The 19,470-nt window shown below is 35.9% G+C and carries 24 protein-coding genes and 1 riboswitch; of the genes, 2 read left to right on the top strand and 22 right to left on the bottom strand.

What is annotated here, in order from left to right:
- Positions 1-43: 43 nt before the first annotated feature.
- From atpG to spoIIR, 18 genes are all read right to left on the bottom strand, one after another.
- The gene (atpG, locus tag EPK97_RS19030; protein ID WP_162038221.1) at positions 44-907 is read right to left on the bottom strand and encodes an ATP synthase F1 subunit gamma; all 864 of its coding nucleotides are present in this window, start codon (positions 905-907) and stop codon (positions 44-46) included.
- A 54-nt stretch (positions 908-961) separates the two neighbouring features.
- The gene (gene atpA / locus EPK97_RS19035) at positions 962-2,476 is read right to left on the bottom strand and encodes a F0F1 ATP synthase subunit alpha (protein WP_162038222.1); all 1,515 of its coding nucleotides are present in this window, start codon (positions 2,474-2,476) and stop codon (positions 962-964) included.
- Positions 2,477-2,492: 16 nt separating this feature from the next.
- Positions 2,493-3,041 (bottom strand): F0F1 ATP synthase subunit delta, encoded by a 549-nt coding sequence (locus EPK97_RS19040; protein WP_162038223.1) that lies wholly within the window; start codon positions 3,039-3,041, stop codon positions 2,493-2,495.
- Complete coding sequence (gene atpF / locus EPK97_RS19045; RefSeq protein WP_162038224.1) at positions 3,038-3,520, bottom strand: F0F1 ATP synthase subunit B; 483 nt, start codon at positions 3,518-3,520, stop codon at positions 3,038-3,040. The genes EPK97_RS19040 and atpF overlap by 4 nt, the downstream gene beginning before the upstream one ends.
- Before the next feature lie 94 nt (positions 3,521-3,614).
- Positions 3,615-3,836: a F0F1 ATP synthase subunit C gene (gene atpE / locus EPK97_RS19050; RefSeq protein WP_162038225.1), complete on the bottom strand. Its 222-nt coding sequence runs from the start codon at positions 3,834-3,836 to the stop codon at positions 3,615-3,617.
- A gap of 89 nt (positions 3,837-3,925) precedes the next feature.
- Positions 3,926-4,711: a F0F1 ATP synthase subunit A gene (gene atpB / locus EPK97_RS19055; protein ID WP_162038226.1), complete on the bottom strand. Its 786-nt coding sequence runs from the start codon at positions 4,709-4,711 to the stop codon at positions 3,926-3,928.
- Positions 4,712-4,744: 33 nt separating this feature from the next.
- Positions 4,745-5,122, bottom strand: a complete 378-nt coding sequence (locus EPK97_RS19060; protein ID WP_162038227.1) for an ATP synthase subunit I — start codon at positions 5,120-5,122, stop codon at positions 4,745-4,747.
- Positions 5,115-5,348 carry an AtpZ/AtpI family protein gene (locus EPK97_RS19065; RefSeq protein ID WP_162038228.1) on the bottom strand — a complete coding sequence of 78 codons (234 nt, stop codon included), beginning with the start codon at positions 5,346-5,348 and terminating at the stop codon, positions 5,115-5,117. The genes EPK97_RS19060 and EPK97_RS19065 overlap by 8 nt, the downstream gene beginning before the upstream one ends.
- A gap of 163 nt (positions 5,349-5,511) precedes the next feature.
- A complete protein-coding gene (gene wecB, locus EPK97_RS19070; protein WP_162038229.1) occupies positions 5,512-6,654 on the bottom strand; it encodes a non-hydrolyzing UDP-N-acetylglucosamine 2-epimerase in 1,143 nt (380 codons plus the stop codon).
- 20 nt (positions 6,655-6,674) lie between these two features.
- Complete coding sequence (gene upp, locus EPK97_RS19075) at positions 6,675-7,304, bottom strand: uracil phosphoribosyltransferase (RefSeq protein WP_162038230.1); 630 nt, start codon at positions 7,302-7,304, stop codon at positions 6,675-6,677.
- Positions 7,305-7,575: 271 nt separating this feature from the next.
- Complete coding sequence (locus tag EPK97_RS19080; protein WP_162038231.1) at positions 7,576-7,977, bottom strand: hypothetical protein; 402 nt, start codon at positions 7,975-7,977, stop codon at positions 7,576-7,578.
- Positions 7,978-8,335: 358 nt separating this feature from the next.
- Positions 8,336-9,583, bottom strand: a complete 1,248-nt coding sequence (glyA, locus tag EPK97_RS19085; protein ID WP_162038232.1) for a serine hydroxymethyltransferase — start codon at positions 9,581-9,583, stop codon at positions 8,336-8,338.
- 23 nt (positions 9,584-9,606) lie between these two features.
- Complete coding sequence (locus EPK97_RS19090) at positions 9,607-10,179, bottom strand: TIGR01440 family protein (RefSeq protein WP_162038268.1); 573 nt, start codon at positions 10,177-10,179, stop codon at positions 9,607-9,609.
- Between the two features lie 61 nt (positions 10,180-10,240).
- Positions 10,241-10,699, bottom strand: coding sequence for a ribose 5-phosphate isomerase B (rpiB, locus tag EPK97_RS19095; protein WP_162038233.1), 459 nt, complete (start codon positions 10,697-10,699; stop codon positions 10,241-10,243).
- A gap of 90 nt (positions 10,700-10,789) precedes the next feature.
- Positions 10,790-10,871, bottom strand: a riboswitch (ZMP/ZTP riboswitch).
- 116 nt (positions 10,872-10,987) lie between these two features.
- Positions 10,988-11,566 (bottom strand): low molecular weight protein arginine phosphatase, encoded by a 579-nt coding sequence (locus tag EPK97_RS19100; RefSeq protein ID WP_162038234.1) that lies wholly within the window; start codon positions 11,564-11,566, stop codon positions 10,988-10,990.
- Between the two features lie 34 nt (positions 11,567-11,600).
- Entirely contained in the window at positions 11,601-12,161 is a 561-nt protein-coding gene (locus EPK97_RS19105; protein WP_162038235.1) for a manganese efflux pump MntP, read from the bottom strand.
- A gap of 242 nt (positions 12,162-12,403) precedes the next feature.
- Entirely contained in the window at positions 12,404-13,483 is a 1,080-nt protein-coding gene (locus EPK97_RS19110) for an L-threonylcarbamoyladenylate synthase (protein WP_162038236.1), read from the bottom strand.
- Between the two features lie 61 nt (positions 13,484-13,544).
- Complete coding sequence (spoIIR, locus tag EPK97_RS19115) at positions 13,545-14,195, bottom strand: stage II sporulation protein R (RefSeq protein WP_162038237.1); 651 nt, start codon at positions 14,193-14,195, stop codon at positions 13,545-13,547.
- 178 nt (positions 14,196-14,373) lie between these two features.
- Here spoIIR and EPK97_RS19120 point away from each other — a divergent pair, with 178 nt between their 5' ends.
- Together EPK97_RS19120 and EPK97_RS19125 are read left to right on the top strand one after the other, a co-directional pair.
- Entirely contained in the window at positions 14,374-15,060 is a 687-nt protein-coding gene (locus EPK97_RS19120; protein ID WP_162038238.1) for a GntR family transcriptional regulator, read from the top strand.
- Positions 15,061-15,112: 52 nt separating this feature from the next.
- Positions 15,113-15,805, top strand: coding sequence for an aspartate/glutamate racemase family protein (locus EPK97_RS19125; RefSeq protein ID WP_162038239.1), 693 nt, complete (start codon positions 15,113-15,115; stop codon positions 15,803-15,805).
- Positions 15,806-15,909: 104 nt separating this feature from the next.
- On the opposite strand, the gene prmC is transcribed toward EPK97_RS19125, so the two are convergent.
- The 4 genes from prmC to sda all read right to left on the bottom strand — a co-directional run bounded on the left by prmC (position 15,910) and on the right by sda (position 19,445).
- Positions 15,910-16,797 (bottom strand): peptide chain release factor N(5)-glutamine methyltransferase, encoded by an 888-nt coding sequence (prmC, locus tag EPK97_RS19130; protein ID WP_240903890.1) that lies wholly within the window; start codon positions 16,795-16,797, stop codon positions 15,910-15,912.
- 1 nt (position 16,798) lies between these two features.
- Positions 16,799-17,869, bottom strand: a complete 1,071-nt coding sequence (prfA, locus tag EPK97_RS19135) for a peptide chain release factor 1 (RefSeq protein WP_162038241.1) — start codon at positions 17,867-17,869, stop codon at positions 16,799-16,801.
- A 117-nt stretch (positions 17,870-17,986) separates the two neighbouring features.
- Positions 17,987-19,084, bottom strand: coding sequence for a redox-regulated ATPase YchF (ychF, locus tag EPK97_RS19140; protein ID WP_162038242.1), 1,098 nt, complete (start codon positions 19,082-19,084; stop codon positions 17,987-17,989).
- Between the two features lie 220 nt (positions 19,085-19,304).
- Positions 19,305-19,445, bottom strand: a complete 141-nt coding sequence (sda, locus tag EPK97_RS19145; RefSeq protein ID WP_162038243.1) for a sporulation histidine kinase inhibitor Sda — start codon at positions 19,443-19,445, stop codon at positions 19,305-19,307.
- Between the last annotated feature and the right edge of the window lie 25 nt (positions 19,446-19,470).

Genomic DNA, 19,470 nt, shown 5'->3' on the forward strand with positions numbered 1-19,470 from the left:
TTTTACCTCCTTAAGGTTTTCAAAGTTAGTGCATATATTTCAACTATCCCTGAGCATTGGCTCCAGCAATAATTTCTGATATTTCTTGTGTAATTGCAGCTTGACGAGCACGGTTGTATACAAGCGTAAGACCAGAGATTAAATCAGTCGCATTATTCGTTGCATTACCCATTGCCGTCATTCTTGCACCAAATTCACTAGCTTTACCTTCTAATACTGCACTATAAATTAAAGTCTCAGCATATTTAGGTAATAATACATCTAATACATCTTCTGCAGAAGGCTCATATTCATACAAAGCCGTATTACCATTAGATTCGGAAATATCACTTAATGGTAATAGACGTTTTTCTACAGGGATCTGTGTAATTGGGTTAATAAATTCGTTATACGCTAAATATAACTCATCATATATACCATCACTAAAGTTCTGCACTGCGGCTTTAGCAATTTCTTGAATGTCTAAGTACTGAGGATTATCAGGCAATCCCGTTACTTGAGATACAATCGGCATATTTCTTCTTTTGAAAAAATCCCGACCTTTCCTTCCGATAACAAATATAGAATAGTCATCAGTGGAATTATGTTTTTCTTGAATCGTGTTCATTACCATGCGCAAAAGGTTTGCATTGTAACCTCCTGCCAATCCACGATCCGAAGTAATCACTAGATAACCCGTTTTTTTCACTTCTCGGTTTTCTAACATCGGATGTTTTAAATTCTTTGTAGCAGAAGCAATGTTTGAAATTACTTCTTTTATTTTATCTGAATAGGGTCTGGCAGCCTCAGCATTTTCTTGTGCTTTCCTTAATCCTGAAGCAGCTACCATTTCCATTGCTTTTGTAATCTGTTTTGTATTTTGAAACCCACTGATTTGGCGTTTTATATCGCGCATACCTTTAGCCATTTAGTTCACCACCTTATAGGCTATTTGAAAAAACACTCTATTTTTATCAAAAGATTATACAGATGTAGCAAACCCTTTTTTAAAGCTTTCAATGGCTTTATTAAGTGCTTCTTCTGTATCCTTAGATATTTCACCTGTTGTTTTAATCGCGTTTAGAATATCTGATTGATTCGCATCCATATAGGATAGGAATTCTTCTTCAAATCTTGTAATATCCTTCACTGCAATCTCATCTAGATGACCTTTAACTGCTGCAAAAATGCTTACAACTTGTTTTTCAACTGGTAATGGTTTATTTACACCTTGTTTTAAAATTTCAACTGTACGTTCTCCTCGGTTCAATCGAGCTTGAGTTGATTTATCAAGGTCTGAACCAAACTGAGCGAAAGCAGCTAGTTCTCTATATTGTGCAAGATCTAGACGTAAAGTTCCTGCAACCTTTCTCATGGCTTTGACTTGCGCAGCACCACCAACACGAGATACGGATATACCAACGTTAATCGCTGGACGCTGTCCTGCATTAAATAAATCAGCTTCTAGGAAGATCTGTCCATCTGTAATGGAAATTACGTTTGTTGGAATGTATGCTGATACATCACTTGCTTGTGTTTCGATAAATGGAAGAGCGGTTAAGGAGCCTCCACCAAGATCATCGTTCAATTTCGCAGCTCTTTCTAATAAACGAGAGTGTAAGTAGAATACATCCCCTGGGAAAGCTTCACGACCTGGAGGTCTTTTTAATAACAAGGATAACTCACGATAAGCTGATGCTTGTTTAGTTAAGTCATCATAAATAACTAATACGTGTTTCCCTTGATACATAAAGTGCTCACCCATTGTACAACCTGTGTAAGGTGCTAAGAACAATAAAGGAGCTGGTTCAGACGCACCTGCAGTAACAACAATGGTATAATCTAAAGCGCCATTTTTACGAAGTGTTTCAACAACACCTGCAACAGTGGACTGTTTTTGACCAATCGCTACGTAAATACAAATCATATCATTATCTTTTTGGTTAATGATCGTGTCTATAGCAATCGTCGTTTTACCTGTTTGACGGTCACCGATAATTAACTCACGCTGACCACGACCGATAGGAACCATAGAATCAATGGCTTTAATTCCCGTTTGCATCGGTTCATGTACTGATTTACGATCAATAACACCCGGTGCTGGGGATTCTATAGCTCTAGTTTCTTTTGTTTCAATAGGACCTTTACCATCAATCGGTTGTCCCAATGGATTCACAACACGTCCAAGTAATGCTTCACCTACAGGAACTTCCATGATACGTCCTGTACGTTTTACTTGATCTCCTTCACGGATATCCGTGTAAGGCCCTAGGATTACGATACCCACATTATCTTCTTCAAGGTTAAGAGCCATACCCATAACGCCGTTAGAGAATTCTAATAATTCACCAGCCATGACGTTTTCAAGACCGTGGGCACGAGCTATACCATCACCCACTTGGATAACAGTACCTACATCAACCACTTGAAGTTCAGATTTATAATTTTCAATTTGTTTTTTTATCAACGTACTGATTTCTTCAGGTCTGATACTCAATGAACCTCACCCCTAACTATATTGCTTGCTGTTTTAATTCTTGTTCAAGTGCAGCTAATTTTCCTGATAAGCTGCCATCATATAAACGATCACCAATGCGAACTTTTAATCCACCTAAAAGGCTTGGATCAACTTTATTTGAAGCCTTGATCTGTGTGCCTGTTAATTTCCCAAAACGTTCTTCAACTTCTTTTAATTCATTATCAGATAACTTAGATGGTGTAAATACCACCGCATCCGCTTGGCCTAAAAATTCATTGGCAACCCCAACATAATATTCATAAATCGCTGCTAAGATTGAACCTCTTCCTCTTTCAATAAGAAGCTGAACTGTATGAAGCACAATGTCAGATACTTTACCTTCAAATACTTTGCTTAGAAGTTCTTTTTTTGTGTCCACTCCAATGTTTGGATGAGAGATAAATTTATTAAAATCCTTATCTACTTCTATGAAATGAACAATTGCTTTTAATTCTCTCTCAACTTCTGTAATCACTTCTTGCTCTCGAGCAACTTCAAAAAGTGCCTTTGCGTATCTTTTTCCTGCTAGTGTGTCGGTGCTCATAGTTTTCCTCCTACCTCTTTCAGGTATTTGTCAACTAATTTTTGTTGTGATTGTTCATCAAGTTTTTGCTCAATAATTTTGGAAGCAATCATAATGGACATTGCTCCTACTTGCGCACGCAACGTTTGAGCTGCTTTTGATCTTTCGTTCTCAATATCTTTAAGCGCATCCTCTTTTAACTTCGTTGCTGTTGCTTTCGCATCTTCAACGATTTCTTCAGCTTGTCTCGCACTCGTTTGTTTGGCTTGCTCAATAATTTGATAAGCTTCCTGACGAGTTTCTTGCATGGACGCCTCTTGTTCTTTTAAAAGTTTGTCTGCTTCTACACGGTTGCTTTCAGCCGTACGCATTTCATCTAATACGTGCTCTTTACGCTTTTCCATAACACCCATCAAAGGTCCAAAGGCGAACTTGTGTAACAATAAATACAAAATGAAAAATGCTGCGATCTGAAATACTATTGATCCATCTATACTCAACTTTTAGTCACTCCCTTCTCAGAGATTAATACGTTATAATCTGACAAAACGAAGGCGTGGTGGCTTGAACCATCCGCGCCGAACTTAAATAATATTATTCTCCTAGTACAAAAACAAACAATAACGCAAATACAAGTGAGATAACTGGTAACGCCTCAACTAGACCAATACCGATAAACATTGTCGTTTGTAAAGTTCCGCGAAGTTCTGGTTGACGAGAAATCCCTTCTATTGTACGTCCAACGATTAAACCGTTACCAATACCTGCACCTAGTGCACCTAAACCAATCGCAATTGCTGCTGCTAAAAAACTCATTGAGAAATCCTCCTTAGATAATAAATAAATTATTTTTAATTCATGTTAAAATTTATAATCTCATCTCAGTGATAACTGAGTTAGATTCATTAATGATCTTTGGCAATACTTTGTGAAATATACACCATTGTTAAAATGGTAAATACAAAAGCTTGGATTGAACCAACAAATATACTAAATGCCTGCCATGCAATTAATGGAATCATCCCACCAATACCTGCTAACACACCTGCAGAGGCAGTCATTAAAATAACCCCAATCAATACCTCACCCGCATAAATGTTACCGAACAAACGTAGTCCAAGTGTTAAAAATTGTGATACTTTTTCGATTACGTGAAGCGGAAAGAACGCTGGAACTGGATCAATATAATGTTTAAAGTAATTTTTAGTGTTTCTAGTAATCCCTAAATAATGTACCATTACAATTATAATTAAAGCTAATCCCATCGTAGCACTCATACTTGCTGTAGGTGACTTCCAAAAAAGCAAAGATACATCATCTGCATGTGCTGCTTGTGCGTATAAATCTGGAGAAATTGGAATTCCGAAAAAAGTCGGTGCTTCGTGGAAATGAAAGGACAAAGCAAACGGAAGACCTAACATGTTAGCTACAAAAATATACATAATTAAAGTGATCCCTAGCATAATGAAGCTTTTTCCCTGTTTCATATCCATCGTGCTGGAAATCATATTATGTATGAATTCAACCACCCACTCAAGAAAATTCTGCATTTTCCCTGGGTTTTCGACAGACAATTTCCGAGTTCCTAATACAGCAATAAGGAATACAATCAAACAAGTGATCGTAATCATAATCAAGTTGGATAAATCAAATGGAATTCCAAACAATTCAATCATTGGTGATTCATGCATATCGTCATTTTCCCTCCCTTCTGTTAATCCATATTATTTACTGTTTTTAATAGAAATAATGCCGAGTATAAATGTTAGTGATTGTACAAAAAACAATCCAGCTAATGTTGTAGAAAACGCGATGTGTTGTTCAAACTTGATTGAAATGACTACTGCAATTAAAGAAAGTGATGCTCTAGTCATAAATCCGTCATTTACTCTGCGTTTCAATTTCTTGATGGCAACTTCAGACATCAGTTCAATTTTCCACTGTAAATACCTTGCATTGATTAAGCTAACTAAAATACCCAAGATCAAACCTGCACTATAAACTCTGTAATGAGGTAGCAGTGCCCACGTTACAAAACAAGCTACTAAAACATATATTGTTATTTTGTAAGCGTTTTTTGTAAGGGCCGACAAATTATTCATTCGAGTCCCCCGTGTACTTTTTAATGATCATCATGATGCTTAAGACCCCTACAACAAATCCCACCATTATACCAACAACAATCCATATAGGATTATCGTCTAAATATTTTGTTGCTAGAGTTCCTAGACCATATCCGGCAAACATACAGATAACCATATCTAATCCAATTGCACTGACCAACGCAACGGCTTTCCATGGATTATCTTTAGGATTTGAATTACTCATTATACATTTCCCCTATTTAAATCCCCATTTATTTTAACGAAGCGAAGCATTGTTTGTCAATTGGGTAAAATTCAAACATTTCGTGAACAAAATGGTGAAACCCTTGATATTAAAGGTTTTTTTGATTTAAAAACTATACAGTACAACTGTATGCTGTAAACTTTTATGTTGAGAATGGTTTGGGTTTTTCTAGCGTTTTTCCAAAATGATGCAAGATAGACTCTACAATTCTTTTTGATGCTTTACCATCACCATATGGATTTGCAGTACGACTCATTTTTTCATATTTATCAATATCTACTAATAAGTCCTTCGTTTTTTGATAAACGTCTTCTTCAGCAGTTCCGACTAACTCCAACGTTCCTGCTTCTACTCCTTCAGGACGCTCCGTTGTTTCTCTTAATACTAAAACAGGAATCCCAAAGGAAGGAGCTTCCTCTTGTAACCCACCTGAATCCGTTAATATCATATGAGTATGATTATAAAAATTATGTAACTCAACAACATCTAACGGATCAATGAGTTTAATTCTAGGATGGTCGCCTAATATTTCATTAGCCGGCTCCCTTACTGCTGGGTTCAAATGAACGGGATAAACAACAGCAACATCTTCAAATTCATCCACGATTCTTCGAACAGCATTAAAAATCTGTCGATGAGGCTCACCTAAAGATTCTCTTCGATGTGCTGTCATTAATATTAATTTTTTTCCTTTAGCCCAAGATAATACAGGATGAGAGAAACCCTCTCTCACAGTATATTGAAAAACATCTGTCGCTGTATTCCCTGTAATATACACATTCTGATCAGACTTATTTTCCTTAAATAAATTATTAGCTGACCAATTTGTAGGGGCAAAATGAAGGTCAGCAATCACACCTGTGAGCTGACGATTCATTTCTTCAGGATAAGGATTCAGTTTATTCCAAGTTCTCAATCCCGCTTCCACATGACCTACTTTGATTTGTTGTAAAAAAGCAGCATAACTAGCTAAAAATGTGGTTAATGTATCTCCATGCACTAAAACTAAATCTGGTTTTGCTTCTTGAAGCACTGACTCTAGACCTTGTAGCACACGTATTGTTATCTCATTCAGCGTTTGTCTATCCTTCATCACATCGAGATCATATGCTGGTTGAATCCCAAATACATCTAACACTTGGTCAAGCATTTCTCTATGCTGCGCTGTTACACACACCTTTGAGTCGATTAAATCAGTATGTTTTTGTAACTCTAATACAAGTGGAGCCATTTTAATAGCTTCAGGTCTAACCCCGAATATCGTAAGTACTTTTAACTTATCCATTCAGCTATCATCCTTTAACGTTACTTTGTTCCAAATAAACGATCCCCTGCATCCCCTAGTCCTGGAATGATATAACCTTTTTCATTTAGATGACTATCAATTGCAGCAATATAGATATCTACGTCAGGATGTGCTTCTTGCACTGCTTTAACTCCTTCTGGGGAGGCAATTAAACACATTAACTTCATTTGACTGCAATCGTTGTTTTTTAATACTTGTATAGCCGCGTTCGCTGATCCACCAGTAGCAAGCATTGGATCAATTACGATTAGCTCTCTTTCTTGAACATCAGTTGGTAATTTAGTGTAATATTCAACTGGCTGTAATGATTCAGGATCACGATATAAACCTACGTGACCTACCTTCGCAGTTGGGTGTAGTTTTAAAATACCATCTGTCATCCCTAATCCAGCACGAAGTATTGGAACCAAACCAAGCATTCTCCCAGATATCACTTTGCAATTTGCGGTTGCAACAGGAGTTTGAACCTCTACTTCTTTTAGAGATAAATCTCTAGTAATCTCATAAGCCATTAACATGGCAACTTCATCTACTAATTGACGGAAGTCTTTCGTTTTCGTTTCTTTGTCTCGAATATAAGTTAGTTTATGTTGGATCAAAGGATGGTCACATACAAATACCTTTCCCATTAATTCCTATCCCTCCTGAAAATAAAAAATCAATTTCTTTATCCCATATTTACAGTTTACAGTTCACCTAAATATATAGATGAAATTACCAAACTGTAACAACCGGATAAAGGAATACCTGTTTAAACCTTAACTATTATAACATTTTGTTCTTGTTGTTACACCTCATATATTTGTTATCTTTTCCCAATCATAAAAAAACATCCTAGATTCAATCATCTAGCATGTTTTAAGGTTTATTTTGTTTTAACAAAACTGTCACCACCGAAATTTATTTGTATGATTTGAATAACTCTTCAATTTGACTTTCTGCTTTAAACAAACGTTTATTAAGTACGCCAATATGATTATAACAGGAATCAACTTTCATTGTTGTATTATTTTTGAGTAGAGCGTAAATGTTTTTAAGTTGGCTTTCTTCAAGACGATACACACTTTGTTTTATATCCGATATGTCTGAACGCATTTCGTTCATTTCAATATGTATAAATTTTAATTCTGATTGAAATTCATTTCTCATTTCGCTTATATCATTCTTTACTGTTCCTATCTCTGTGCGCAGTTCGTTTCGAATCGACTCTGTTTCTGTTTTGAATTCCTTTCGTATTGCTTTTGTTTCTGATTCTAATGGATCTAACTTATTAAGTATAAGATTTAGGATTTTATCAGACATAACCAAAACTCCTTTTAGTGGACTACTTCCAATTTCACTATTCATTTTTAATTAAAGGAATCCGATCCCCTTACTCACTATATTAATAGTACAATAAACTTGAATATAATTCAAGTTTTATTTTTAGATTGCCTTAAATTCATTTTTTTAATAAGACCAATTAAGGACTGACCTGCCACTTTAATCAATTTTAATTATATTTTTAAGAGAAAAAAAACATAAAAAATCACAATCTAAGATGCCGTAGAATCCTTCTTTAGAGATTGATTTTCTCTTGAATTATATGAATTTATAAAATAAAAAGGTGATGATTTTTAAAAACCAACACCTTTTATTTCATAATCTTTAATATATTTAATTAATAAGTCAAACCTTCATACAATGGATACTTAGCATTTAACTCTTTTACTAAGCCTCGAGCTTTTTCCAACACTGTCTCATCTTCAGGGTTTTTCAACGTCATCGCCATGATTGTCGCGATTGATTTCATTGCTTCCCCATCCATTCCTCTTGTTGTTACAGCTGGTGTACCTATACGAATACCACTTGTTACAAATGGGCTTGTTGGGTCAAAAGGAATCGCATTTTTGTTCACTGTAATTTGGACTTCATCTAACACTTTCTCAGCAACCTTACCCGTAATATCTAAATTACGAGTATCTACTAAAATTAAATGATTATCTGTCCCACCTGAAATGATGTTTAACCCTTCTGCTTGTAAACTTTCAGCTAAGATCGCAGCGTTCTTCACAACATTTTCAGAGTAAGTTTTGAATTCAGGTTGAAGAGCTTCACCAAAAGCAACGGCCTTAGAAGCAATAACATGCATTAATGGGCCACCTTGTGAACCAGGAAATACTGCTTTGTCTATTGCTCTTGCCCAAGGTTCTTTACAAAGAATCAGGCCACCTCTTGGTCCTCTTAAAGTTTTATGTGTAGTTGTTGTTACAAAATGAGAATGAGGTACTGGATTTGGATGTAGTCCTGCGGCTACTAATCCTGCAATATGCGCCATATCCACCATCATTAACGCGCCAACTTCGTTTGCAATTTTACCTAATATTTCAAAATCAATGATTCTAGGATATGCACTTGCACCTGCAACGATCATTCTTGGTCTATGTTTAAATGCTAATTTACGTACTTCATCATAATCAATCATAAAATTATCTTCACGCACACCATAAGCTACAAAATTATATAAAATTCCTGAAGCATTCACTGGACTTCCGTGTGTCAAATGGCCCCCATGTGCTAGATTCATACCAAGCACTGTATCACCAGGTTTTAAAGCTGCTAAGTAAACCGCCATATTGGCCTGGGCACCCGAATGAGGTTGAACATTGGCATGTTCAGCGCCAAAAATTTGTTTAGCGCGGTCTCTAGCAATATCTTCAACGATATCAACATGCTCGCAACCACCATAATAACGTTTACTTGGATATCCTTCAGCATATTTATTGGTCAATACTGTACCCATTGCTTCCATAACTGCTGGAGTGACAATGTTTTCTGAAGCAATTAGCTCTATATTATCTCGTTGCCTACGCAATTCTAAATTTAAAGCTTTTAATACCTCTGGATCTTGACCACGTAAATTTTCCATCCTCATAACATCCCCTTAAAATTTTATTTACAACGATTAGTGTTGTTATTTATTTCATATACGGCTCTTTGTCCGCCAATTAATTTTGGACGAGTGATCGCCATATTTACACGAGCTTTTCCAATTTCACGAATATTGGGTCGTAAAGGAACTGCTACTTGTTTCAAATGCATCCCAATCAAAGTTTCTCCAATATCTATCCCTGCATGTGCTTTGATTTCTTCAACTAGTACAGGATTTTCAAAATGTTGATAAGCGAAAGTGGCCATCGATCCACCAGCTTTAGCGACAGGAATAACGGAAACCTCTTCAAGATTATACTGTTGTAAAACTTCCCTTTCAACAACAAGTGCTCGATTTAAATGTTCACAGCATTGAAAGGTAGCATAAAAACCAAATTCCTCTTGAACAGCTTTGATACCTTTATAGATTTCCGAAGCTACCATTTCAGCACCTGACGTTCCGATGTGCTGACCTAATACCTCACTGGTACTTGTTCCTATCACAATAATTTGCTGAGGTCTGATGTGCCCTGCTGTAATGAGCTGCCTAGTTATTTCTTCAACCTGTTTACTCATTTTCTCTAGTTTATTCATCAAGATTTTCACCACCATAGTTGATGAGTTTCTTATTTTAAGTTTTCACGCACCCTAATCATTAAGGATGTATAGTGGATCCCTTTTCTATTACATTCATTTTTTGAATTCGATTCACATGTCTTTCTTCATTTGAAAATTCTGTTTCAATCCATATTTTCACAATATCTAAGGCTAATCCAGGACCAATAACTCTTTCTCCCATAGCGAGCACATTAGTATCGTTATGTTCCCTTGTTGCTTTCGCAGAAAACGTATCATGAACTAACGCGCAACGAATACCTGGATATTTATTCGCTGCAATGGACATTCCAATACCCGTTCCACATACTAAGATCCCTTTGTTTGCTTCACCGTTCAATACCTTCTCACAAACGGGAATTGCGTAGTCTGGATAATCAACTGAATCAGAACAATCACAACCTACATCTATCACTTCATGACCAAGCTTGATGATAAAATTTTTAATATCATTTTTGAGATGGTATCCACCATGATCGGCACCAATTGCTATTTTCATTATGATCGTTCTCCTTTAACAAAAGTTCGTGAATGATAGGGTGTATGATCCCAAAGTGCAAAAAAAGAGCAGCAGACATAAATATGTCTATGCTCCTGCCCAGGCGACCGGCCGTATTACTCGATGCTCCATTGTGGTGATTTCCACTTTGCCGCCAGTTACACCGAATTCTTCACGTATAATGTTATCATAGCGTAATTATTTGACAATTACAACCGTATAATGCAACATAATGGAGCCTAAATTTCTTTTGATTGAATCCCATTTTACGAAATAACCGTGCCTTATTTAATCCGTTTTTAATTTGATTAAAAGTTTATTCAAGTACTCTTCAATTTCCTCTGCAACCATTTTATAATCAACAATCGACCCTCCATAGGGATCCGCAATATCATAGTTAGGTAAGTTTGACTCCAATTCCAGTAATTGTTGTTTTAAATGATTTGGTATTTCTTGACCTAGAGATAATTTCATCTGTAAATCAGCTATTAACTTTTCTCTTTCTACAATACGGTCCATCACTTCTACACTATCTTCAACATACTCTTTTAAAGTAAACGTTTTTTCCGCTGCTTGTGGGTAGTATTCTATGATATGGCGTTTATGATTCATCGTCATTGCAAAAATATAATCTGCCCAATTCACCCATTCATCTGTTACTTTATTAGAGATAATATCATTTGATAAACCCTTATCCTCTAATATTTTTGCAGCATTTTCAGAAATGGTGTAATTGTCCATAGCAAGAACTCCAGCCGAACGAATTTCTATATCCAATCCTTCTCTCTGAACTAATCCAGCAAAAATACCTTCTGCCATGGGGCTTCGACAAGTATTTCCAGTACAAACAAATAAAATATGTTTCATAAAAGAAAATCGTCCTCCTAGTCTGTTCAAAGTATTATATTAAAAACTTAATTCCAAATACTAACAAAATAATACCCCCTATAGCCTCACCATATTCACCTAAGCTTAAGGAGATGGATCTTCCTAATAATAATCCTAATATAGAGAGTGTCCCTCCAAATATACCAAATAATAATACCGTTAGTATAATATCTGAGGAGAATAATCCAAGGGAAATTCCTACTGAAAATGAATCAATACTCACGCTTAATGAAAATATCAATAGTCCCCACAATGTACTGTGATCAAAAGCCTGAACCTTCTCTCCCCTTATAGAACTATATAACATATGTAAGCCTAATAATACAAGTAAAGTCCCACCCGCAATTAATGCCACATCACCTAAAATCGTACTCACATATTTACCAGTAAACATTCCCATAAGCGGCATCATGATGTGAAAAGAGCCAACTATAATACTAATTTTAAAAATATCTAATAGCCGTATTCCCCTCATTCCGATTCCTACGCCTAATGAAAAAGCATCCATTCCTAATGCAATTGCCATAATTAAGATCGTTATAAATTGGCCTAATTCAACTGAAACGGCTGTCATGTTATCTCCCCCATGTCCACTATTTTCAAGTGAGTGTTCAAAAAGTTTATTTTTGAGCACCGAGAAGATTGTGCGAACATGCAGAAGCCGGAGCGGAGTGTAGTAATTGGTTACATGAGCACCGGACTTCAAATGTGAGTGCAATATTCGATGTCGAAATCTCTCATTAGAACTACTTCGTGATCAAAAGGGGACTTTTTGAACAACCTCTATAACAATATGCGGACATGAAGTGAAACATGCTATACTTGTACCACCTGATTTCCAGATGCTTTCATCAAACGATTCATGACAGCTAGCCCCATCCCTTCTTCAGAGCAAGCTTCAGCAAATATAGTTGTTACTTTATTTTTATCAAACATTCTTAATGCTGCGTACAAATCATGTGCAGTTTCATCTATTCGGCTTCGACTACCGTAAGTTAGAACCAGATCTGCATCATAGTCTCTTTCACTTTCTATAAAAGTGAGTATACCTGTTTTTTCACCACGCTCTGTCGCTTCATCAATTGCTGACTGAATGGTTTGCTTCACTTTTTGTTTATTTTCTCCTTTTACAATGGTTAATGACCCATTTGGAGCATAATGTTTATATTTAATACCTGGTGAGCGGGGTATTTGTTCATGAATCGGAGATTTCTCTGAATTCTCTTTTTCATATGAAAACTCAACAGAAGGAGTAATGTCTTGCAACTGCGATTTTGTAATACTTCCTGGCCGTAAAATATAAATATGGTCTTCGTTCATTTGTATCACAGTAGATTCTATACCAACACCTGTTGCACCTCCATCAATAAGCCCGTTAATACGTCCATCTAGATCCTCTTTCACATGTTTTGCTTCAGTTGGACTTGGTTTACCTGAGCGATTCGCACTAGGTGCTGCAATGGGACAATTTGCTTCTTCAATTAATTTCAAAGCGATAGGGTGATCTGGCATTCTAATGGCAACTGTGTCTAATCCAGCAGTTACTTTATTTGAAAGCTTAGCATCCTTTTTTAGTGGGAATATAACTGTTAAAGGTCCAGGCCAAAAACGATCCATAATCTGTTCTGCCTTGTCACTAACAGAAGCCACTAAATCTCGTAATTGTTTTTTATTTGAGATGTGCACGATTAATGGATTATCAGAGGGTCTGCCTTTAGCTTGGAATATATTGCTAACGGCTTCAGTAGACGTAGCATCCGCTCCTAATCCGTATACCGTTTCAGTTGGGAAAGCAATGATATTTCCCTTTTTAATTTCTGATGCAGCTTCTTGAATAACGGAAGCAGCTTCTTTTTCTTTTATTTCCTTATTTAATTTCCAATAAATTGTTTCCATGCTTTATAATGTCCTCTTATTAAGTAAATATAATATAGAATTATACTTTGTATGTTGCCATTTAAGCAAATACCTCTTTAATAGAGTTTGTAATACTTACAATTAAATCCCAAAGAAAAAACCGAGCCTCAGGTTGTTCTTTTGTTTCTGACGAACTGCTTATTTCCACTTCATCCTGATTTTTATTTACATCTTCTTGTGGTATGGCTTCCCCAGTTGTTACATCAACAAAACATAAAGGTGGAAAAAGAACACACCACCAATTCTGACCTTGTCCTTCACCTATAATGACTCGTAACGCTTCATAATCTCCAGCAGGGTACACTTTATTACCATACATTTTCGTAGGAAAATCAAATTGTCCTAACTCAACAGAATATGATTCTCCAAATCCGTTTTCTTTTAATACCTTCCCTACAAGTGCTTCTATTTGATTCATATGGGACAAAACCATTTCTCTTGCATCCGTAATTTGGTTGGGTTTAATCACCCAATCATTCATATAGTTTACAATTTCATTACGAATCTCCCCTTTAATCCACTGATCCCGAGGTGAATCTGAATTCGCTAAAATTCTTAGTCGAATGGACTCCTCTGGAATTGTGTTTTCAATTAAAGTTGCATGAGCCTGTTGATACTCCCAATTCATAAATAACATAATAAGGACAAAACTAAGATAAATATATGATTTCCATTTGGAGGGTTTTAACATTAGAACTTCGCTCCCTTTGTATATGATCTATCACTTAGTTTGTCCATTGAAAGACAGAGTTAAACCTATGAATCTATGAATCTATCGATTCAATCAATTATGAATAAATTGATGCGTTGACATAAATATATATATGCGATATATTGCATATAACAGCGAAAAAGGAAGTGTTAGTTCGATGCCAATACCAAAGAATTTTGCTTCTCCATCACGGATCACAGCTAAAGAAAGAGCGCTTAATCAAATTCAGAGATGGATCATAGAGGGTACACTGGAACCCGGTGAAAAAATATACGATGCTGAAATTTCTGAAGCATTAGGTATTAGCCGAACGCCTGTAAGAGAAGCCTTATTATTGCTTGAAACACAAGGACTCATTGAAATGCGTCCTGGGAAAGAAACTAAAGTAACAACAATCACAAAAGAGGATGTTAAAAAAATATATCCCCCTTTAGCTACTTTACATGCATTAGCAGCAGAAGAAATAGCAGAATCCATATCGGTTGAAAAAATTGAAGAACTAAAAGAAATCAATCATCAGTTTGAATTAGCCATTCAATTAAAAGAACCATATAAAGCGATGGAAACAGATGAACAATTTCATAATTTTATTATTGATCTAGCTGATAACTCATACATTACTCATTTTTGTTCTATCCTGGACCTTCATGTTCGCCGATTGAAGTATTTATTTTTAAGACAAGATATCGTGTCAAAGGAAGATTCAATCAATGAACACAGATTACTTATTGATGCCTTTCTTGAACATGATAGGGAAAAAGCATCCAACATTATGAAACAAAACTGGATAGGACCTTTACAAAATGTTTATAAATTAATGGAACTCCAAGAACATGATGAGTAAATCTTACAATTTTTTATTTTGAATCAACAATTTCATTAGAGGAGGAAAATGGATGAAAACGATAGGGTTACTTGGTGGTTTGAGTTGGGAATCATCTGCAATTTATTACAAACTAATTAACGAAAGAGTAAAAGAAAAACTAGGTGGTCTTCATTCTGCAAAAAGTATGATGTGTTCTGTAGATTTTCAAGTTTTTAAAGATTTGCAATATGAAGGAAAGTGGGAAGAGGCAACAACGGAACTTATCGATGCAGCTAAACAATTAGAAAGAGGTGGCGCTGATTTCCTAGTCATCTGTACGAATACGATGCACAAAATGGCACCTGAAGTTCAGGATTCCATTTCAATACCTTTATTGCATATTGCGGACTTAACAGGTAATCAGATTAAATCGGCAGGTATAAAAAAAGTAGGATTATTAGCTACAAATTTTACAATGGAGCATGATTTTTATAAAAACAGACTATCTAATTATGACTTAGAAGTTATCGTTCCAGATGAAACGGATAGAAAAATAGTTCATGATACGATTTACAATGAACTTTGTTTAGGAAAAGTCGATGAAAACTCCAAAAAACAATACTTAGATATTATTAAGAAACTTATAAATAACGGTGCAGAAGGAATCATTCTTGGATGTACTGAGATCACTATGTTAATAAATGAAGATGATATAAACGTTCCAGTGTTTGATACGACTAAAATTCACGCGATAAAATCAGCAGATTATGCTTTGCAATCATGAAATTCAAACCATTAATCTAGTGGGGAATAAGCTTATCTTTGAGTTGATTACATTTTACGGACGCGGTATAGAGAATAATACTCTTTTCTGCGTTCTTTGTTTTTTTAATAAGGTCCGCTTGCTACCACATGCCTCCCTATACCCGCTAAATCATTTACGATATAAACTTCATTCCATTGATCCAATGACTGTAACCATTCTGCTACTTGATTTGCTTGTCCTTGTCCAACCTCAAATCCGATGATTTTTGGATATACAGACAAATCACTTAACTGTCTAATCATTTTTTCGTAGAAATACAGTCCATCTCCGCCTCCATCCAATGCATTTGAGGGTTCATAATCCTTTACTTCTATTTGTAATTCTTTCATATCCTGTGAAGGAATGTATGGAGGATTAGAGATAAGAACATCAATCTTTCTTTTATTTTCAATAAGCGGACGCAGCAAGTCACCATGTACAAATTCTATCTGATCCATGACATTGTGTTTTATGGCATTTTGTTTTGCAACCTCAATCGCCTGATCTGATATGTCGACAGCTACCAATTTCCACGAAGGATTGTGTACAGCTAAAGTGATGGGAATTATACCGCTACCTGTACCAATATCTGCTATAACAGGTTCACTATCTGGCCATAATTGTCTACATTCTTGCATCAATTTTTCAACTAGAATTTCCGTTTCTGGTCTTGGAATTAACACCGATTGGGTAACCTTAAAGTCTAGTCCATAAAACTCTTGGCTTCCTGTAATATATTGAACAGGTTCGCCCTCTGCCTTTCTATTCAACATGTCCTTCCACTTCTGTTTTTTGTCTATTGGGAAAGGTTCGTGCCAACGCAAATAAAAGTCATTATGTTTCCATTCTAACAATGCTTCTAACATCCATCTGCAAACCTGTGAAGGTTCTTGCGTATTTTTACTATCTGTTTCCTTTAAAAAAGAAGAAGCCTCTAAAAAGGCTTCTCTAACGGACATTTGTTGACTCATATTAACCTTCCTCATTTTCCATTAATTCCGCTTGTGCTTCTACAGTAAGAGCAGCAACAACCTCTTCTATTTCACCTGATAAAACTTGATCCAACTTATGCAAAGTTAAACCAATACGATGATCTGTTACACGACTTTGAGGGAAATTATAAGTGCGAATTCTTTCACTTCGATCACCTGTTCCAACTTTGCTTTTACGCTCATCTGCATATTTCGCTTGCTCTTCTTGTTGGATTTTATCTGAAATTCTTGCTCTTAATACTTTCAAAGCCATTTCTTTATTAGAGTTTTGTGATTTACCATCCTGACAGGTTGCCACGATGCCAGTAGGCACATGTGTAACACGCACAGCAGATTTAGTTGTATTTACGGACTGTCCACCTGCTCCACTTGAACAAAATGTATCCACTCGAATATCATTGTCCTTAATATCTATTTCAACATCTTCCGCTTCAGGCAGCACACCTACTGTTGCTGTAGAAGTATGAATACGTCCACCAGATTCAGTCGTTGGTACTCTTTGAACACGGTGCGCACCACTTTCAAACTTCAGTTTGCTATATGCGCCTTTTCCTTTTACCATAAAAATAATTTCTTTAAATCCACCTAAATCGTTGACATTGGCTTCAAGTATTTCTGTTTTCCATCCTTGTAAATCAGCATATCTTGAGTACATCCGATAAAGATCTCCTGCAAATAACGCAGCTTCATCGCCACCTGCTGCTCCACGAATTTCTACAATAACATTTTTATCATCGTTAGGATCTTTAGGAAGTAAAAGAATTTGAATCTTTTCCTCTAGTTCTGTTTTTCTAGTTGAAGATTCATCAAGCTCCATTTTAACTAAATCACGCATTTCATCATCTAGTTTTTCATTGAGCATGGACTTGGCTTCTTCATATTGTTCTATTACAGATTTATATTCTGTGTATGCTTCATACACTTCTTGTAAATCAGATTGTTCTTTAGACAATTCTCTTAATCTTTTCGCATCATTGGCTACGTCTGGATCACATAATAATTCACTTAGTTTCTCATAGCGATCAGCCAAAGACTGGAGTCGATCTAGCATAAATGTCCACCCCTTTTTAGCGTATTAAATATCTATTCACTTTAACATTAATAATGTAAAGCAACCATTTTTCTATTTATTCTAAAAATTTTATTAAATTGGGTTCATGATGTCAACTTACACATTAAACCTAAAATGCATAATATCGCCATCTTTGACAACGTACTCTTTACCTTCTAATCCTAACAAGCCTTTTTCACGAGCAGCTCCCATGGAACCACAAGCTACTAAATCATGATAAGCAACAACCTCGGCACGAATAAAACCTCTCTCGAAATCCGTATGAATAACACCCGCTGCTTGAGGCGCTTTTGTCCCTTGACGAATGGTCCAAGCTCTTACCTCTTGTTCACCTGCTGTGAAATAAGTTTCTAACCCAAGTAATCGATACGCTGCTTTAATTAAACGATCTAACCCTGATTCCGTAATCCCAAGCTCTTCTAAGAACATCTCTCTGTCTTCGCCTTCAAGCTCAGCAATCTCAGATTCAACCTTCGCACTGATCACTACTACTTCAGCACCTTCTTGTTCAGCCAGTTCTTTCACTTTGATTACAAATTCATTATCTTCTTGACCTACTTCATCTTCACCTACGTTTGTTGCAAACAATACAGGTTTCATTGTTAATAAATGAAGGTCACGAATCAATAATTTCTCATCATCCGTTAATTCTATACTTCTGGCGGGTTTATCCTCATATAACACAGCTTTTACTTTCTCTAAACATTCTACTTCAGCTGCGTACTGCTTATTCCCACCTTTCATATTTTTACGTGAGCGATCGATTTTTCTTTCCACAGATTCAATGTCTGCTAAAATCAATTCCAAATTGATCGTTTCGATATCACTGATTGGATCAATCGTTCCAGATACATGAGTGATATTTTCGTCTTGAAAACAACGAACAACATGTACAATCGCATCTACTTCACGGATGTTGGCAAGAAATTTATTTCCTAAACCTTCACCTTTACTTGCTCCTTTTACTAGTCCCGCTATATCTACAAATTCAAATGCAGTTGGAACCACCTTTTTCGGGTTAACAAGCTCTGTTAATTTGAATAACCTTTCATCAGGTACTTCCACCACACCTACGTTTGGATCGATCGTACAAAAAGGGTAATTCGCTGATTCCGCACCTGCTTGCGTAATTGCGTTAAATAGTGTCGATTTACCAACGTTAGGTAATCCAACAATTCCTGCTTTTAAAGCCATCTATGTCAACTCCATTCAATTTATAAACAACCCACAAAATCACTTCCACTATTATATAGTAGTCAAAGTGTATTGTCATCTTTACACAGCCCATAAAACTTAACAATATGCCAAAACATATAAAAAGACAAAAAAATAGAAGATGAAGCGATTCCCTCAGTCGCTCCATCTCCATCTATGGGAGATACATCCTTGCTGGTAGAACTTTCAAAAATTAAATTTAAACGCACACCTCATCATGAATATTGATATTTCTTCTTTTTATTTCTTCATACAGAAGGCAAATAAAATTCTGATCTAAATTGAATTCCTTAGCCTCTAAGAAACATTCAATTAAACGTAGATCACTTAAGTTATGCATTGTCTTGTATTCCTCCTTCAAAGAA

The sequence above is a fragment of the Chengkuizengella sediminis genome (genome assembly GCF_010078385.1).
Classification (GTDB): Bacteria; Bacillota; Bacilli; order Paenibacillales; family KCTC-33759; genus Chengkuizengella; species Chengkuizengella sediminis.

What these genes read in the sequence shown, in the direction of transcription:
- prfA (WP_162038241.1), bottom strand. Translation starts at nt 17,869, where the DNA reads ATGCTAGATCGACTCCAGTCTTTGGCTGATCGCTATGAGAAACTAAGT.
- EPK97_RS19125 (WP_162038239.1), top strand. Translation starts at nt 15,113, where the DNA reads ATGAAAACGATAGGGTTACTTGGTGGTTTGAGTTGGGAATCATCTGCA.
- spoIIR (WP_162038237.1), bottom strand. Translation starts at nt 14,195, where the DNA reads ATGTTAAAACCCTCCAAATGGAAATCATATATTTATCTTAGTTTTGTC.
- prmC (WP_240903890.1), bottom strand. Translation starts at nt 16,797, where the DNA reads ATGAGTCAACAAATGTCCGTTAGAGAAGCCTTTTTAGAGGCTTCTTCT.
- atpB (WP_162038226.1), bottom strand. Translation starts at nt 4,711, where the DNA reads ATGCATGAATCACCAATGATTGAATTGTTTGGAATTCCATTTGATTTA.
- ychF (WP_162038242.1), bottom strand. Translation starts at nt 19,084, where the DNA reads ATGGCTTTAAAAGCAGGAATTGTTGGATTACCTAACGTTGGTAAATCG.
- glyA (WP_162038232.1), bottom strand. Translation starts at nt 9,583, where the DNA reads ATGGAAAATTTACGTGGTCAAGATCCAGAGGTATTAAAAGCTTTAAAT.
- EPK97_RS19110 (WP_162038236.1), bottom strand. Translation starts at nt 13,483, where the DNA reads ATGGAAACAATTTATTGGAAATTAAATAAGGAAATAAAAGAAAAAGAA.
- wecB (WP_162038229.1), bottom strand. Translation starts at nt 6,654, where the DNA reads ATGGATAAGTTAAAAGTACTTACGATATTCGGGGTTAGACCTGAAGCT.
- EPK97_RS19120 (WP_162038238.1), top strand. Translation starts at nt 14,374, where the DNA reads ATGCCAATACCAAAGAATTTTGCTTCTCCATCACGGATCACAGCTAAA.
- EPK97_RS19090 (WP_162038268.1), bottom strand. Translation starts at nt 10,179, where the DNA reads ATGAATAAACTAGAGAAAATGAGTAAACAGGTTGAAGAAATAACTAGG.
- EPK97_RS19105 (WP_162038235.1), bottom strand. Translation starts at nt 12,161, where the DNA reads ATGACAGCCGTTTCAGTTGAATTAGGCCAATTTATAACGATCTTAATT.
- atpE (WP_162038225.1), bottom strand. Translation starts at nt 3,836, where the DNA reads ATGAGTTTTTTAGCAGCAGCAATTGCGATTGGTTTAGGTGCACTAGGT.
- atpG (WP_162038221.1), bottom strand. Translation starts at nt 907, where the DNA reads ATGGCTAAAGGTATGCGCGATATAAAACGCCAAATCAGTGGGTTTCAA.
- EPK97_RS19060 (WP_162038227.1), bottom strand. Translation starts at nt 5,122, where the DNA reads ATGAATAATTTGTCGGCCCTTACAAAAAACGCTTACAAAATAACAATA.
- upp (WP_162038230.1), bottom strand. Translation starts at nt 7,304, where the DNA reads ATGGGAAAGGTATTTGTATGTGACCATCCTTTGATCCAACATAAACTA.
- sda (WP_162038243.1), bottom strand. Translation starts at nt 19,445, where the DNA reads ATGCATAACTTAAGTGATCTACGTTTAATTGAATGTTTCTTAGAGGCT.
- rpiB (WP_162038233.1), bottom strand. Translation starts at nt 10,699, where the DNA reads ATGAAAATAGCAATTGGTGCCGATCATGGTGGATACCATCTCAAAAAT.
- EPK97_RS19065 (WP_162038228.1), bottom strand. Translation starts at nt 5,348, where the DNA reads ATGAGTAATTCAAATCCTAAAGATAATCCATGGAAAGCCGTTGCGTTG.
- EPK97_RS19100 (WP_162038234.1), bottom strand. Translation starts at nt 11,566, where the DNA reads ATGAAACATATTTTATTTGTTTGTACTGGAAATACTTGTCGAAGCCCC.
- EPK97_RS19080 (WP_162038231.1), bottom strand. Translation starts at nt 7,977, where the DNA reads ATGTCTGATAAAATCCTAAATCTTATACTTAATAAGTTAGATCCATTA.
- EPK97_RS19040 (WP_162038223.1), bottom strand. Translation starts at nt 3,041, where the DNA reads ATGAGCACCGACACACTAGCAGGAAAAAGATACGCAAAGGCACTTTTT.